Below are 15,928 nucleotides of genomic sequence, written 5' to 3'. Positions count from 1 at the left end.
CTCACCTATTGTTATCGGTATGCGGATACACCGCCTGCAATGAGAAGTTCTTTAAAATCCTTTCATAGTCTTGTATGGAACTCGCCTGCACTAACTGTTCACGGAGCTTTGCCCCGCCTGCAATCCCCTTGGTATAGGCTGCAAACCGTTTGCGCATTTCGCGGCAGGCAGTCTGCTCTCCAGCTTCTTCACACAGCAGCATGAGTTCTTTTTTTGCCGTCCCGATTTTATCCGCGGGCGTTATTTCGGAATAGGCGCCGATTTGCAACAATTCCCGTGTTTGCCGGAAGATAAAGGGATTGCCCATAGCTCCGCGTGCAAACATAACACCTATGCATCCGGTCGACACAAGCATATCGTGCGCGGACTGAGGGCTGAATAAATCGCCGGATCCGAATACGGGAACACGCCCCCGCATTATCTGCACAAGCTGCGCCAAAATATCCCAATCTGCCGTTCCGCTGTAGCACTGCGCACAGGTACGGGGATGAATGGTTAGAGCTGCAGCACCTGCTTCAACTGCGGCTATTGCGGCCTCCTTCCAAGTAAGCTCGGTTTGCGACCAGCCGGAACGTATCTTTACCGTTACCGGAACGGCAACTCCGGTTTGCTCTACTGCGTCCTTAACAGCCTTAACCACCGCGTAGAGCTTTTCCGGATTCCGCATCAGTGCGGAACCCGCCCCTGTTTTAGTGATCTTCGGCATAGGGCATCCGGCATTAATGTCGATACATTCGGGGTGGTAGCGTTCGATGATCCGCACTGCCGTCCCTGCCATAAAATCGGGATTTGCCCCGAATATCTGTACCGCATACCGCCGCTCGTTATGCGCACGAGTAATAAGCTTTTCCGTTTTCGCCGAACTACGGATGTACGCTTCCGATGAAACCATCTCAGTATAGGTAAAATCCGCACCCCAATCAACACAAATAGAACGGAAACTCCTGTCGGAATAACCCGCAATCGGCGCCAAAAAAATATTTCCGGGAAGCGTTAAATTCCCTATCGTTACCGGCCGGTAAAGTTGGCTATCAGTCTCCATTGTATTTAATTCTCGCACATCCAATTCACTCATTCCGGCAAATTAAATGCTTTACAACTATTCTTCCACAACTGAGCCGCCAATGTTTCTATATCCATTTTTAACAGTTTGGCCATAAATTCAACCGTAGCAACAGTGTTCGCCGGCATATTGCGTTCTTTCCGATACGGCGCAGGCGGTATAAACGGGCTTTCGGACTCAACCAATATACGGTCAAGCGGCAGCGTTTGTACCGTTTCGTGCAGATTACGAGCATTCCGGTATGTAAGATTACCCGCAAACGAGAAATAGAGCGGCAGCTTTAGTGCTAGCCGCGCAAACTCGGCGTCTTCGGAATAGCAATGCAGGATACCGCCTGCTTCGGGCATCCGCTCGGAAAGGATATTCAACACATCCTTACCTGCATTCCGATTATGGATAACAACCGGTTTTTTTGCCTTTGAAGCAATCTCCAGCTGCGTAATAAACAGCTCAATCTGAGAACGCTGATCCCCGTACTTTTTGTAGTAATCAAGTCCTGTTTCTCCGACGGCAATAACGCCGGGCAATTGAAGACCTTTTTCAACTTGAATAGCCCAGTCTCTCCCCGGTGCCACCACTTCTGACGGAGACACGCCGATAGCATAATACACCGACTGTTCGGTTTTGAGCGTTTCATATACCGAATAAAAGTCATGCAGGCTGTTACAAATACTGAGTATCCTGGTCACGGATGCACGTTTGGCTTCTTGGATAGCGCGCAGCTGCGCAAGAGGATCGTTGTATAGCAATCCGATGTGGGCATGGGTATCAAAAATTTGCATTGCGGTTCCTCCTTTAAGCGGCAGTTTCACAAAATAAATACAGGGCGTTAAAAAACTCGATTAAATTCACGTGGCAGCTTTCGAAATAGAAACGCTCGACAATATTCCGGTATAATTAGCCGAGCCGTTTTTCCAGCGTATTTAAGGCCTCGGTAAGTTCTTTGGGCAGCCTATTGCCGAATTTCGGATAGTGATTCTCTCGAATATCCGCAATTTCCTTCTTCCAACCTTCGGCGTCCACCGAAAGGATTTCTTTCATTTGTTCCTTCGACACATTGAGACCTCCGGTATTGATTGCTCCCTCTTTGGGCATCCAGCCGATAGCGGTCTCTACGGCATTATCTTTACCGTCGCAGCGGTCGAATATCCACGCGAGTACGCGGCTGTTTTCCCCATAGCCGGGCCAAATAAAGTTACCGTTTAAGTCCTTGCGGAACCAGTTGACGTAGAAAATCTTGGGTAATTTGTCCGCCGTCGATTTTTTACCGATGTTGATCCAATGTTGAAAGTAGTCGCCCATGTTGTACCCGCAGAACGGGAGCATGGCGAACGGGTCGCGGCGGATACTGCCGACTTTTAAATCGAGCGCTGCGGCGGTAATTTCCGAGCCGACAATCGAGCCGAGAAATACGCCGTGGTTCCAATCGCGGGATTGGTGTACCAGCGGGATAGTACTCGGACGGCGGCCGCCGAATAGGAATGCAGAAATGGGCACGCCTTTGGGATCTTCCCATTCATCCGCAATTGCCGGACACTGCTTAGCAGGCGCGGTAAAGCGAGCATTCGGGTGCGCAAATTCTTCGCCTTTCGGGCTTTTATCCGTCGGCAGCGCATCGCGGGTATTACCTTTCCAGTCCACCAGTTTTCCCTTTGCAGGATGTCCGATCTGTTCCCACCATATATCTCCGTCTTCCGTCAATGCGCAGTTGGTAAAGATGGTGTTTTCTTTTATTGATTCCATTGCGTTCTTGTTGGATTGGTCGGAAGTTCCCGGCGCTACGCCGAAGAAGCCCGCTTCGGGGTTAATGGCATACAGGCGGCCGTCCTCACCGAACTTCATCCACGCGATATCGTCCCCAACGGTTTCAACCTTCCATCCGGGAATGGTAGGAATAAGCATCGCGAGGTTCGTTTTACCACAGGCAGAGGGGAAAGCACCGGTAATATATTTTGATTTTCCTTCAGGATTGGTAATCTTTAAGATGAGCATGTGCTCGGCAAGCCAACCTTCGTCCCGCGCAAGCACGGAAGCAATACGAAGTGCAAAGCATTTTTTCCCCAACAAGGCGTTTCCGCCGTAACCGGAGCCGTACGACCAGACCAACCGTTCTTCCGGAAAGTGAGAAATATATTTATGTTCCAGCGGAGCACACGGCCATACGCCGTCATCGGTTTTACCCGCTTCAAGCGGCTTCCCGACCGAGTGCAGACAGGGAACAAATGCGCCGTCAGAGCCGAGCGCCTCGAGCACTTTTGTGCCTACCCGTGTCATAATGTGCATATTGCAGACAACGTACTCGGAGTCGGTAATTTCGATACCGATTTTTGCAATGTCGGAACCTACGGGACCCATCGAAAAGGGGATAACATACAGAGTACGTCCCTTCATGCAACCATTGTACAGCGCGCTCATCGTTTTTTTGAGCTCAACAGGGTCAGTCCAGTGGTTTGTAGGGCCGGCATCTTCTTCTTTTTTTGAAGCAATAAACGTTCGGCTTTCCACACGAGCAACATCGGAAGGATCCGAGCGAAATAAAAAGCTGTTTTTTCGTTTCTTTAAAGGAGTTGCCAACTTTACATCGACCAATTTTTTCATCAGTCGATCATATTCTGCTGCTGAACCGTCACACACATATACGCTATCCGGTGTACACAGCGCGGTTACCTCATCAACCCATTTACGAGCCTCTGTATGTTTAAGCGTATCTATCGTCATTATTTTTCCTCCAAAGTTAACAGGTATCTGTATCAATTATATTATAGATAATAATCGAAATATCGGGTTTCTGCAAGATTTTTCTCTCTTTGTGCATTCCTTTTTAACAACGGCGGCTTTTACCGCTTAACCTAAAGGCACCCTACTAAAATTTTTCGGAGTTCCCTAATATATTCCCTTTTGGACAGCCCTAGACAGAGCTTAAAGATATATAGTAATCTACCGTTCATTCCAATGGAAAGGAGACTAGTTTATGAAAAAACTACTCACATTTCTGCTTAGTGCAATTCTTTGCGCAAGCTTATCGGTTTCCTGCGTGAAAAAAGAAGACAGTCAAAATGTTTTAACTGTCGCTGCAAGTCCGGAACCCCATAAAGCACTCTTGGAGCTTGTAACGGATGACCTTGCAAAAGAAAATATTACGCTCAAGGTTACCGAGTTTACCGACTATGTAACCCCCAACGATGCGGTCGAAACGGGCGAACAATTCGCAAACTTCTTCCAACACGTTCCCTATATGGATACTTTTAATAAGGAGCATGGGTACCACCTAGTCAGTGTAGGAACCGTTCATATTGAACCGCTTGCGCTGTATTCAAAAAAATACGGGAACCTCTCCGAATTTAAAAGCGGCGATACCATTGCCATTCCAAATGACCCGACAAACGAAGCGCGTGCATTGTTATTGCTTGAGTCCGCACATATTATCACTTTGCGCGAGGGCGCAGGCTTAGCAGCTACCCCGCAAGACATTACTGAAAACCCCTACAACTTACAGTTTAAGGAAATTGAAGCAGCCACACTCCCGCGCGTGCTTGCAGATGTTGAAGGAGCCGTTATCAACGGAAACTATGCTATTCCGGCAGGTCTTTCCGCAGCAAAAGATGGTCTGCTTGTTGAAGGAAAAGACTCCCCCTATGCCAACGTTATTTCGGTTAAACAGGGAAATGAGAACGATCCGCGCATCAAAGCATTGATAAAAGCGCTGCAAAGCGATAAAGTACGTAAGTATATTACGGAAAAATATCCTAACGGAGAAGTCGTCGCGGCATTCTAGGAATGTAATTACAAGCCTCTGAAAGGACTACTTTTTAGAGGCTTTCTATTATATTATTTAACTGCAGTTCAACGATGCATGGCATGGAAATTTCTAAAACTTGCCTGAGATGTTAGGCATCCCCTACGAAAGAGAGGTTGATAAAATGAGCGCACAACAGAAAATGTATAATTTTATAAAACGCACGATGGTGATCTTTGCGATATTAATATGCGTATCGGGAGCGACCTATGCACAAGAAAAGGCAGACGCACTGAAATTATACCGTACCGGCCGCAGCTTGGATAGTGCGGGAAGAACGGAGGAAGCAAAAACATCATATATGGCGGCAGTCGATGTATGCCTTGCCGAACTCCGCCAAAACCCGCGCAATATGGAGTCCTACACCGTCTATACATGGTCACTATTCCGCCTTCATAGATACCGTGAGACGGTAACCGTTTGCAACGAGGCACTTAAAATCGCATCGGATGTGCGCATTATCGAAACATTAGGCGAGGCCTACTTTTATCTAAACGATTATAAAGAATCTCTCCGCCAAATGGAACGGTATATCGATATGGCTCCGACAGGAGAGCGCGCAAGCGTTGCCTACTTTTATGTCGGCGACATTTACCGCTTGACAAAACGTTATCAAAAAGCTGACATTGCCTACTCTGCAGCAGTGCATTTGGAACCGTCCAATTCGCTGTGGTGGTATCGGCTCGGTCTCGCCCGCGAACAGACAGGCTATAAACAAAGCGCGCGGGACGCATTCCAACGGGCACTTAATATACGGAAAGACTATAAAGAGGCGGCGGAAGGTCTCGCCCGTGTACAGCTTTAAAAAATATACATCTACGGATAAATATACTCTCGCTGCGGCTGATTTACCTTTTTTATTGTTTCTACAATAATAAGCGGATCAAAACTATTCTTATATGGCTTTTTCGACAGCGTACCGGAAACTTCAATCCATTCGCCGTCGATAAGTGTCTGAACATCGCTCCATTGTGCAAGGATACCAACCGGCTGCATATCGGCAGCGCAGCATATCATCATCATACGGGCTAAGGCGAACTCATTCTTTTCAAACAATTCTCCATCCTTCCACACTGAACCTGTCGCTGTTATTTTCTTCCCAACCCATGCATCAGGCTTTGTATACAACTCTGTGAGCCATTGCGTAAAAGTATCGCTATCCATGACGATGCCACTGTCCGCAGTCTTCATATTCGGTTCCGCCCCGGCCGTAGTCGACGTACCGGAAACCCCAACAGTCGATGCAGGATCAGATACAGCATCGCTCGGTGGAGCGGCGGAATATTCTCCGGCAGAAAATGCATCGGCTGCAAAAGGCGGATCGGAAACAGGCGAAGGCTGCCCGCCCAGCGAATTACTATATGCAAATTGAGAAAAGCGTACCGCTATTCCCGAAGAGGCCGACATGCCGACCAAAGCAACTGCAAAAACGACAATACTGAAAACGCCTGCACGCGCGCTTCGAGCATCCTTTCCGGAATAACCAAAAACACCGGTATATACATTATTAAACAATGAAGTACGCCAATGCGATTCCTGCATCACTTTCTTAAGCTTGAGCATACCGATAAGAAAAAATACCACTGCTGAAAACAACAGCATGGGTATATGCCGTTCGTGCACATAGCGGTATGCCGCCCCGGAAATAACTGCACCGGTAAAATACAAAGCGAAACCGAAAAGAGTTGTCGCCTGTAGAATAGCTTGCAAGCGGGTATTTTGTCTTATAGTTTTCATAGTGACTCCGTATCTGTAAACTGGAATGCAGAATTTAAAATCATGATATTTTTTTTAAGATTCCCTGTCGTACGGACGCTGTTATCGTCAAAGATAAAAAGCGCCTCCGTATTGGGGAGTTCGTCAAGCAGTTTGACAGCTTTCTTATACCCCAGTACAAAGCATGCCGTCGACAAAGCATCCGCATCGGTTGCAGAATCGGCAAAAACAGATACTGCTATCATATTACTCTGCACCGGATACCCCGTTGCGGGATCGATAATATGATGATAACGGATGCCGTCCTGCTCAAAATACCGCTCATAGCTACCGGAGGTGGAAATACTGCGGTTTTCAATCGGGGCGGAGATAATCGGCTGTCCCTGCCGGATACGCGGATCGCGGATACCGATATTCCAGCGCTTTCCATCCGGTCGAACACCCACAGCAGAAATCGTACCACCGATATCGATCACAGCGTGCATAATCCCAGCCTGCTTTACAATACGGGTAAGCTCGTCGGCAGCGAATCCTTTTGCAATCGCCCCTAAGTCAAGCTTCATTCCTTCTTTCTTAAGAAAGACCGCCGTACCGGTCAGCTGTACATCCTTATAATCGGTGCGGGAAAGCGCCACCTGAATATCCCGATCTTCCGGCTTCCGTGCATTTTCAAAACCGATATTCCAGAGCTTGACCACGCCGCCGATAGCGGGATTAAATGCGCCGTCCGTCTTTTCGGCAAAAAATACGGCGCGCGCAAACAACGGGTATATATCCGCCGGTACATTAACCGCAGACACGCCAGACGCCTTATTGATATCGATAAGCGTGGAGGATTCGGCATTTGCACTTAAATGTCGCTCCAATTCTTCAAGCCGACGAATGCAGGTCTGCAGTACCAATTCAACTTCCGTCTGAGGCTTTTCGGTAAACAGTTGGATACTGCATACGGTTCCGAGCGCAAACACAGTACGGCCTTCCTTTCTGATGTCAGGCCTACAAGAGACAAGCAGCAGCGCCAACAAGAAAAAAAAACTATGCTTTTTCATTTTGATTTCACATGGGAACCTCTAAAAACTGCAAACCTACCGGCTTGTTCTGTAAAGAAATTCATTAAGTTGTCCGCTCTGCGGACTGCGAATCAGTTTTTAGAGGCTTTTCTAATCATTCTCAAGCTTGTTTACAGCGCAGCTTTATAAATTGCAAGGACATCGGCTGCCGTTAAGGTTTGGAAGCCGCGGATTTTTCCGCTGCGGCTCCGGTGCATCACAGCCGCTTCCGCCATCTCCTTAAGATGCTCTTCGCCGATACCGACTTCACGCAGCGTCATCGGGATACCGAGCGATGCAAAAAATTCCGATGTCTTATCAATAGCGGCGTTTGCCGTTTTATAGACATCCGCGTCTGCGGGCAAGCCCCACACATTGACGCCGTACTCGGCAAGCTTATGCACGGTATTGTCGTTCAGTACATGCCGCATCCAATGAGGGGTTAGGATTGCAAGCCCTACCCCGTGCGTAATGTCGTAAAAAGCGCTCAGCTCATGCTCCATCGGGTGAGCCGACCACATCGTCATCTTTCCGCACCCTAACAAACCATTTATCGCCCATGTTCCCGCCCACATCAAATTGGCGCGGGCGTCATAATTATCGGGTTCCTTCAACGCAATGGGGCCATAGTGGATACAGGTTTTCAGTACCGCTTCGGCGAACCGGTCTTGCAAGTAAGCCCCGTCGTCCAATGAAAAATAACTTTCAAACGTATGGCTCATAATATCCGCAGTGCCGGCGGCCGTATGCTTTTTGGGTACCGAGAACGTGTAGCATGGATCCATCACGGAAAATTTCGGCATCAAAAGCGGAATTTCAAAGCCGAGCTTTTCTTTCGTTTTAAAGTTGGTAATAACGGCGCCGCAGTTCATTTCGGACCCCGTCGCTGCAAGAGTCAAAACCGTACCGAGCGGGATCGCTTCCGTAACAGAGACCTTCCGCGTAATAATGTCCCATGGGTCACCGTTATAGTGCGCACCGGCAGCGATCGCCTTAGCGCAATCGATAGAGCTTCCGCCACCGATCGGAAGGATAAAATTAAGCTTGTGTTCTCGTACCAGCGCGATGCCTTTTTCAACCTCTTCTATCCGCGGGTTGGGAGAAATACCTGACAGTTCCGCATAAAAGATGCCCTTTGATTTTAATTGCTCCGTTATCGTATCGTAAAGCCCAATTTTCTTGATGCTCCCGCCTCCGTAGCAGAGCAGTACTCTATTACCGTATTTTAATATCTCATCGGCAAGTCCTTCAGCACTGCCTTTTCCGAACAGTATCTTTACCGGTACATCAAAAACAAAATTAAACATCTCATCCTCCTGAGTAATTGCGCAATGTAATAATAGAAAGAAACAGCTTTTACAAGTTCACATAATTGAGTTTAACACAGCATGAAAGATTGCGTCCCACCCTTTGTTCTGCACATGTTCCATCAAAATATGTTTTAACACAACCGATGCATGATCGCATCCGAAACCGACCTTCATATATGCTCCTTTTGTATAGAAAAGATTTTTGCTTCTTTTCTAAAAAACAAGTTCTTAGAGATGCCTATGAATTAGTTGTGGGGCAGGTCGACTATGTAATCGAAGCGTCGTAAATGCTCTTAATTGCAGTGGCAAGGGTTTTGTCGAATTCTTCTTGCGACTGCTGTGCACGTAAATCTTCTGCGAGGGCACGGGAGAAGCTGGCGATCATACCGTGGTTTTTTGCCAGCAACGCATTGGCTTCCTCTCTACTGTACCCGCCCGAAAGCGCGACAACGCGTACAACTTGCGGATTGTCGATAAATTCTTTGTACAGGTCTGCCTGTGTCGGGATGCTCAGCTTGAGCATAATCAACACATCCTTCGGCAATTTTGCAATGTGTTCGCGAATTTCTTTTTTTAGGATATCTTCACACTTTGATTTATCGGGGCTGTGAATATCTACTTCCGGTTCGATAATCGGTACTAATCCGTGCTTTGCAATTTGCAGACCGATTTCAAACTGCTGATCGATAACTTTTTTGATACCGGCAGGATTTGCTTCCTTTATAACCGAGCGCATCTTTGTCCCGAAGATATGCTTCTGTACGGCACGTTGCAGCAATGCTTCCAAATCGGGCATCGGCTTCATCAGCTGAACACCTTCGGCTAAGTCTGCAAGTCCTTTATCAACCTTTAGAAACGGTAAAACGCCGCGCTTATTCCACAGATAGTCTGCCGTAGGAATACCCTCTATATCACGATCCATTGTTTGCTCAAAAAGGATAGCACCGAGTATATGCTTTTTGTCAAATTCTTTACTGGTGATAATCCGCGTGCGCATGGCATGCACCATATCAAACATCTCTTTTTCATTTGAATAGGCGTCTTTTCCGATACCGTATCCGGCCAGAGCCTTAGGCGTACTGCCACCACTCTGATCCAAAGCCGCGATGAATCCCTTTCCGGTGTGCATCCGTTCTATTTTTTGCTTGTCCATAGTAAAACCTCCTGCAAGATAATGCGATGTCAGTATATCCTATGATAGCGAAAAACGCTAGCCTAGCTTCACAATATCGGATTTTCGGCATATAATTAGCACATACGAGGATATTTTATGCAAAAAGTGTATGCCGATAGCTTTCTCCAAACTATGGAATTCCATATCCATCGCGATGTACGTACAAAATGCCATTTTTCAAAAGCACTCTTTTCATCGACCGGAAACGTCATAATACGAAATATTAATGATATTTATGTGTTTACTTTCCAGTATAACGAGGTCGTGGAATCAGGTGCATTCGGGATGCCGGTACGTGCCGAGCAGTATTTAAAAGCAGGTCAGCTGAATGCGATGGGGTTGATTGATGAAATATTCCATTATATGTGTCGACTGTACCGGCGGGATGTGCGTGCTGATTTTTTTAGCAGCGGGTATGACTTTGTGCAAGCGGAGCTTGCAAAGGAACACTTGCCCGACCTCGACGATTTATTACTCGAATTTTGTACCGAATTTCCTCCTGCGGAGGTGTACGGCGGGACTATGACCGCCGAAGATTGGTTCCGCAATATCGATCCGGTATCGGGCATTGAAAATAAATACCGTGCGTTTGAAGAATTAATTCTTTGTAAGCTTGCAAATGAAAATCCTGCATTCCAACCTTTTTATCCTCTTTTTACCGATGAACAGCTGTCGGCGCACCCTTCATACAACTGTTTCTGGGATAGCCTTCGCGACTGGTCGTTCCGGAACGAGGTATTCGGTCCTGAAAAAGTTGATCTGATTTCGCTGCTTAAAGCTCCCGTTTCTTATGCGCCGTTCAGTTTGAAAGGACAGCTTGAATATATCAAAAAGCATTGGCTTGATTTGCTTGGCGAATTTATCGGCAGACTCTTAACAAGTCAGGATATCCTTTCAGAAGAGGAGAAATCTGCATGGCAGGGCGGCGGTGGAGGCGGCACGCATGATGCCTATCATTTTGAAGAACTGACACAGGAATATGAACGGTTCACTGCCGACCGTGACTGGATGCCGAATGTCGTAATGATTGCAAAAAGCACGCTGGTGTGGCTGGACCAACTTAGTAAAAAGTATCAGCGGGCTATCACTCGCCTTGATCAAATTCCCGATGAGGAGCTTAATTTCCTTGCAGAAGCGGGCTTTAATGCGTTGTGGCTTATCGGAGTATGGGAACGTTCCCCTGCAAGTGCGCGGATTAAGCAGATATGCGGGAACCAAGAGGCGGCAGCGAGCGCCTACAGTTTGACGGATTATGAGATAGCCGGAGATATCGGCGGATGGGAAGCGCTCGAAAATCTGCGTAGTCGCACCGGCGCGCTGGGCATTCGGCTTGCTGCCGATATGGTGCCGAATCATACCGGCATAGATTCAAAGTGGGTGATGGAGCGGCCGGATCTTTTTATGCAAACTCGCGAAAGTCCGTTTCCGAGCTATAATTTTGACGGGGAAAACCTTTCCCGTGATTCCCGTATCGGGATTTACCTGGAAAATCATTACTATTCCAAAACAGATTGCGCAGTAGTGTTTAAACGGGTTGATCACCATACCGGCGATACCCGATACATTTATCACGGGAACGATGGTACGGGTCTGCCGTGGAACGATACCGCTCAAATTGACTTCCTCAATCCTGAAGCCCGCGAGGAGGTTATTCGGAAAATTTTGCACGTTGCTCGGAATTTCCCGATTATTCGATTTGATGCGGCGATGGTGCTGGCAAAGAAGCACATCCGACGGCTGTGGTATCCTGAGCCGGGAAGAGGAGGAGATATTGCGAGCCGTTCCCGCTTTGCGCTTTCTACGGAGGAGTTTCAAAAGCGGCTCCCCGAAGAATTTTGGCGCGAGGTAGTAGACCGCTGTGCGGTTGAAGCTCCCGATACCCTTTTATTAGCCGAAGCCTTTTGGATGATGGAAGGGTATTTTGTCCGCACACTCGGAATGCACCGCGTCTATAATTCCGCATTTATGAATATGCTCAAGCGGGAGGATAACGCCCAGTATCGGCTGACTATCAAGAATACCCTCGAGTTTGACCCGCAAATATTAAAGCGCTATGTCAATTTTATGAACAATCCTGATGAGGAAACCGCCGTTGCACAGTTCGGTCGAGATGATAAGTATTTCGGCGTCTGTACCATGTTGGTTGCAATGCCGGGACTGCCGATGTTCGGACACGGGCAAATTGAAGGCTTTGAAGAAAAATACGGTATGGAATACCGTCGTGCGTATTATAATGAGCAGGTGAACACCGGCCTCGTAGAGCGGCACCAACGGGAAATTTTCCCACTGATGAGGCAGCGTCGTTTGTTCTCCGGCGTAGAAAATTTCCTACTCTATGATTTCCGGACAGATGGGCAGGTGAACGAGAATGTCTTTGCGTGGTCTAATGTGTACGGCGATTCCCGCTCCCTCATCCTCTACAACAACAAATATGAACAGACTGCAGGCTGGATTAATATGTCCGTCGCTTATGCCGTTAAAGGTTCCGGTGATGAAAAACAGTTGGTACAGCGGACGCTTGCACAAGGGTTACTGCTGACAATTACCTCGAGCCGGTTTGTCATTTTTCAGGAGCAACATTCAAAATTATGGTTTATCAGAAAAAACAGCGAGATTGCGGAGCGCGGTTTATTCGCCGTTCTAAATGGTTTTGAAACGCAAGTATTTTTGAACATCTATGAGGTAACCGACACTCAAGATGAGCAATATCGGCAACTGTACGAAAAGCTTAACGGCAACGGTATTGCCGATGTTGGGATGGGAATCAATGAGATCAAGTTTAAGAAGCTCTATGATGCACTCGCTGCGTGTATGTCAAAAGAGATGTTGCAAGACTGTATTCAACTGGTAAAGGATTGTAAGCATACTGAAAGTCCGCATGAAACAGAGTCAAAAATACATTCGTTTATCAACAAGCTTGAACCGTTAGCCGTCACTTTTTTGACTGCTTTAGAAGAAACGTATCGCAGCGAGCAAACTGCACAATTCCTCGAAGAGAAAGTGCCGACAGTTAAAACATCCATAAAGCAGTTGTCAACTCTGTTCAAGGCACGTATGTACCGCCTCCTCCTATCGGCTTCCAGTTTGCTGATACGAGAAATGCCGTTGACTGCGATGACCCCTGCCGTAACCGTATTTATTCACAAAATGTGTGGAACGGCTTCGCAGCTTTTTGTATCGTTCGGTTCGGTGTTCCTTATGTCGGTTGAAGATATTGCCATTTATTACAAGATGGAAGAAAATATCGGAAGGCTCTACGCCTTTCTACACCTCGAAGAAAAACTTACAGCATTGGTTCGTTCAAGAGGATTTGATATCGATCCTATTGAAAATAAAGCTGATACGGTGAAGTACCTCTATTATGTGCACAATGCCCGTGGAAAGAAACCTATCCGCAGAACCGGTATTGTCAGCCGGATGGTGCAGGATCCCAATGTTATTATTCGCCTCGGTATTCACGAATGGGACGGAATTAAGTGGTTTAATCGTGAAGCAGCTGAATTGCTTGCCGATGATATGGCAGCGATGCTCTTTCTTTCTGCGGCACGGCCGGTTAAACAAGTTGAATGTATGAAGAAAACTGTTGATTCGGTAGAAAAGTATTGCCGGTTTGATGCGGAATTTTCTGCGGCAATTCATAGATCGGGATATCAGGTGGATCGGTACCTCAAACTTTTTGCCGGTACGTTAAAATAGTACGACTTATTCATGCATGGAAGGATAAACGCTCAATTTTCTGCCGCCTTTACTTTTTCCACTGATAATAGTATAATAGCCCGATTTTCATAAAGAACAGGAGCTTCCGTTATTATCACCATTATAGCTCCCCATAATTCACAGGATACCGCTAAAAATCACCCTTTTATCGGTCCCCTTCATTTTATTCTCTAAGGATAGTGCATGACAACGCCTTCATATTCAGCGGAAAATATTACGGTTTTAAAGGGGCTGGACGCCGTCCGCAAACGCCCCGGAATGTATATCGGCTCTACCGGTCCTGACGGGCTGCATCATTTGGTATACGAAGTCGTCGACAACTGTATCGACGAAGCGATGGCGGGCTATTGCGATACCATTTTGGTCGTATTGGAAAAAAACGATACCGTCAGGGTAGAAGATAACGGGCGCGGTATTCCCGTCGATATTCACCCCGAAGAGGGCGTAAGTGCGCTGGAGTTGGTTTTGACGCGGCTCCATGCAGGCGGTAAATTCGACAAGGGTTCGTATAAGGTTTCCGGCGGTTTGCACGGTGTCGGTGTTTCTGTTGTAAACGCGCTTTCCACCAATATGGAAGCGATTGTTTGCAGGGATGGCTTTGAATATGTGCAAAAATTTGCACTCGGCGAACCGCTCGGCCCGGTTACCAAACGGGGAGAGACGCAAAAGCGCGGCACTACCATCCGTTGGACTGCCGACCCGACTATTTTTACCGAAACGACCACCTATAACTTTGATGTACTGGCGGTTCGTCTCCGCGAACTCGCCTTTTTGAATAATACCATCAGCATCACACTACGCGACGAGCGGCTTTCCACACCGAAAGAAGTAACCTTTGCCTTTGACGGCGGTATTTCTCACTTTGTGCGCTACCTGAACGAAAGTAAACAGGTGCTTCCCAAAGAACCGATTTATTTCGACGGTGAAAAAAGCGATGTCGTTGTCGAGCTGGCAATGCAGTACAACGACGGCTATAAAGAAAACATCCTTTCCTTTGTCAACGATATTAACACACGCGAGGGCGGTACCCACCTCGAAGGTTTTAAAACGGCGCTCACCCGTGTGATGAACGAATTCTTGAAGAAAAATGCCAAGCTTTCTAAAAAGATGGAAAAAGAAGAAAAGTTGATGGGCGAAGACGTACGTGCCGGTTTAACGGCGGTACTATCGGTCAAAGTTCCCGAACCTCAGTTTGAAGGACAGACGAAGACCAAGCTCGGCAACAGCGATGTGCGGAGCATCGTTGACACCTTTATCAACGAAAAACTCACCCTCTTTTTTGAGCAAAATCCGACCGAAATCGATAAAATCCTCGAAAAAGCAGTCGGTGAAGCAACCGCCCGTATCGCAGCTCGCAAGGCGAAGGAAGCAACCCGCCGGAAAAGCGGCCTTGACAGCTTCGGGCTGCCGGGGAAACTTGCCGACTGTTCTTCCAAAGACCCGGAAAAATGCGAAGTCTACATTGTAGAAGGTGATTCTGCAGGCGGTTCCGCAAAGAAGGGGCGCGACAGCAAAACGCAGGCAATTTTGCCGCTGTGGGGAAAAATGCTGAACGTCGAAAAAACTCGGCTCGACAAGGTACTCAATAACGAGAAACTCCAGCCGATTATCGCAACGCTCGGTACCGGCATCGGTGAAGACTTTAATCTTGATAAAATCCGCTATCATAAGATTATCATTATGGCGGATGCCGACGTGGACGGTTCCCATATCCGCACGCTTTTACTCACCTTCTTTTTCCGCTATATGCCGGAACTGATTGAGCACGGCTATGTGTATCTCGCGATGCCACCGCTCTATAAAATTTCCTACAATAAAAAGGAATGGTACGTGTATGACGACAGTGAGCGGGACAGCATTTTGAATGAAATTGGGCGGAATGTGAACCCCGCGGTACAGCGATACAAGGGTTTGGGTGAAATGGACGGCACGCAGCTCTGGGAGACAACGATGGATCCCGCCCGCCGCAAGATGATGCGGGTAACCCTGCCCGATGCGGTAGAAGCTGACCGGATTTTCAGCACACTGATGGGCGAAGAAGTAGAGCCGCGCCGCAAATTTATCGAAGAAAATGCGGTGTACGCGAATCTCGATGTGTAATGG

11 protein-coding genes are annotated in these 15,928 nt (G+C 47.5%); 4 read left to right on the top strand and 7 right to left on the bottom strand.

The genetic code is table 11. The features are described from left to right. Position 1 precedes the first annotated feature (1 nt). The 3 genes from dusB to E4N69_RS04580 all read right to left on the bottom strand — a co-directional run bounded on the left by dusB (position 2) and on the right by E4N69_RS04580 (position 3,781). Complete coding sequence (gene dusB, locus E4N69_RS04590; protein ID WP_253824656.1) at positions 2-1,075, bottom strand: tRNA dihydrouridine synthase DusB; 1,074 nt, start codon at positions 1,073-1,075, stop codon at positions 2-4. Next, positions 1,072-1,845 (bottom strand): TatD family hydrolase, encoded by a 774-nt coding sequence (locus tag E4N69_RS04585; protein ID WP_253715347.1) that lies wholly within the window; start codon positions 1,843-1,845, stop codon positions 1,072-1,074. The genes dusB and E4N69_RS04585 overlap by 4 nt, the downstream gene beginning before the upstream one ends. A 115-nt stretch (positions 1,846-1,960) precedes the next feature. After that, the gene (locus E4N69_RS04580) at positions 1,961-3,781 is read right to left on the bottom strand and encodes a phosphoenolpyruvate carboxykinase (GTP) (protein ID WP_253824655.1); all 1,821 of its coding nucleotides are present in this window, start codon (positions 3,779-3,781) and stop codon (positions 1,961-1,963) included. 253 nt (positions 3,782-4,034) lie between these two features. On the opposite strand from E4N69_RS04580, the gene E4N69_RS04575 reads away from it, so the two are divergent. After that, positions 4,035-4,838, top strand: a complete 804-nt coding sequence (locus E4N69_RS04575) for a MetQ/NlpA family ABC transporter substrate-binding protein (protein WP_253824654.1) — start codon at positions 4,035-4,037, stop codon at positions 4,836-4,838. A 145-nt stretch (positions 4,839-4,983) separates the two neighbouring features. Beyond that, complete coding sequence (locus tag E4N69_RS04570; protein WP_162662989.1) at positions 4,984-5,664, top strand: tetratricopeptide repeat protein; 681 nt, start codon at positions 4,984-4,986, stop codon at positions 5,662-5,664. A gap of 11 nt (positions 5,665-5,675) precedes the next feature. On the opposite strand, the gene E4N69_RS04565 is transcribed toward E4N69_RS04570, so the two are convergent. The 4 genes from E4N69_RS04565 to E4N69_RS04550 form a co-directional block, all read right to left on the bottom strand. Next, the gene (locus E4N69_RS04565) at positions 5,676-6,596 is read right to left on the bottom strand and encodes a TIGR03943 family putative permease subunit (RefSeq protein WP_253824653.1); all 921 of its coding nucleotides are present in this window, start codon (positions 6,594-6,596) and stop codon (positions 5,676-5,678) included. After that, positions 6,593-7,624 carry an FAD:protein FMN transferase gene (locus tag E4N69_RS04560; RefSeq protein WP_253824652.1) on the bottom strand — a complete coding sequence of 344 codons (1,032 nt, stop codon included), beginning with the start codon at positions 7,622-7,624 and terminating at the stop codon, positions 6,593-6,595. Before E4N69_RS04560 ends, E4N69_RS04565 begins: the two co-directional genes overlap by 4 nt. A 131-nt stretch (positions 7,625-7,755) precedes the next feature. Then, on the bottom strand, positions 7,756-8,931 hold the full coding sequence (locus E4N69_RS04555; RefSeq protein ID WP_253715342.1) for an iron-containing alcohol dehydrogenase: 1,176 nt from the start codon (positions 8,929-8,931) through the stop codon (positions 7,756-7,758). A 268-nt stretch (positions 8,932-9,199) separates the two neighbouring features. After that, positions 9,200-10,087, bottom strand: coding sequence for a fructose bisphosphate aldolase (locus E4N69_RS04550; RefSeq protein ID WP_253824651.1), 888 nt, complete (start codon positions 10,085-10,087; stop codon positions 9,200-9,202). Positions 10,088-10,204: 117 nt separating this feature from the next. Between E4N69_RS04550 and E4N69_RS04545 the strand changes: the two genes are divergently transcribed. Both E4N69_RS04545 and gyrB read left to right on the top strand, forming a co-directional pair. Then, positions 10,205-13,804, top strand: a complete 3,600-nt coding sequence (locus tag E4N69_RS04545; RefSeq protein ID WP_253824650.1) for an alpha-amylase family glycosyl hydrolase — start codon at positions 10,205-10,207, stop codon at positions 13,802-13,804. 204 nt (positions 13,805-14,008) lie between these two features. Then, positions 14,009-15,925 (top strand): DNA topoisomerase (ATP-hydrolyzing) subunit B, encoded by a 1,917-nt coding sequence (gene gyrB / locus E4N69_RS04540; RefSeq protein WP_253824649.1) that lies wholly within the window; start codon positions 14,009-14,011, stop codon positions 15,923-15,925. The last annotated feature ends 3 nt before the right edge of the window (positions 15,926-15,928 follow it).

Source organism: Treponema sp. OMZ 906 (assembly GCF_024181185.1).
GTDB lineage: Bacteria > Spirochaetota > Spirochaetia > Treponematales > Treponemataceae > Treponema.
This window is presented reverse-complemented; position numbering and strand designations above follow the sequence as displayed.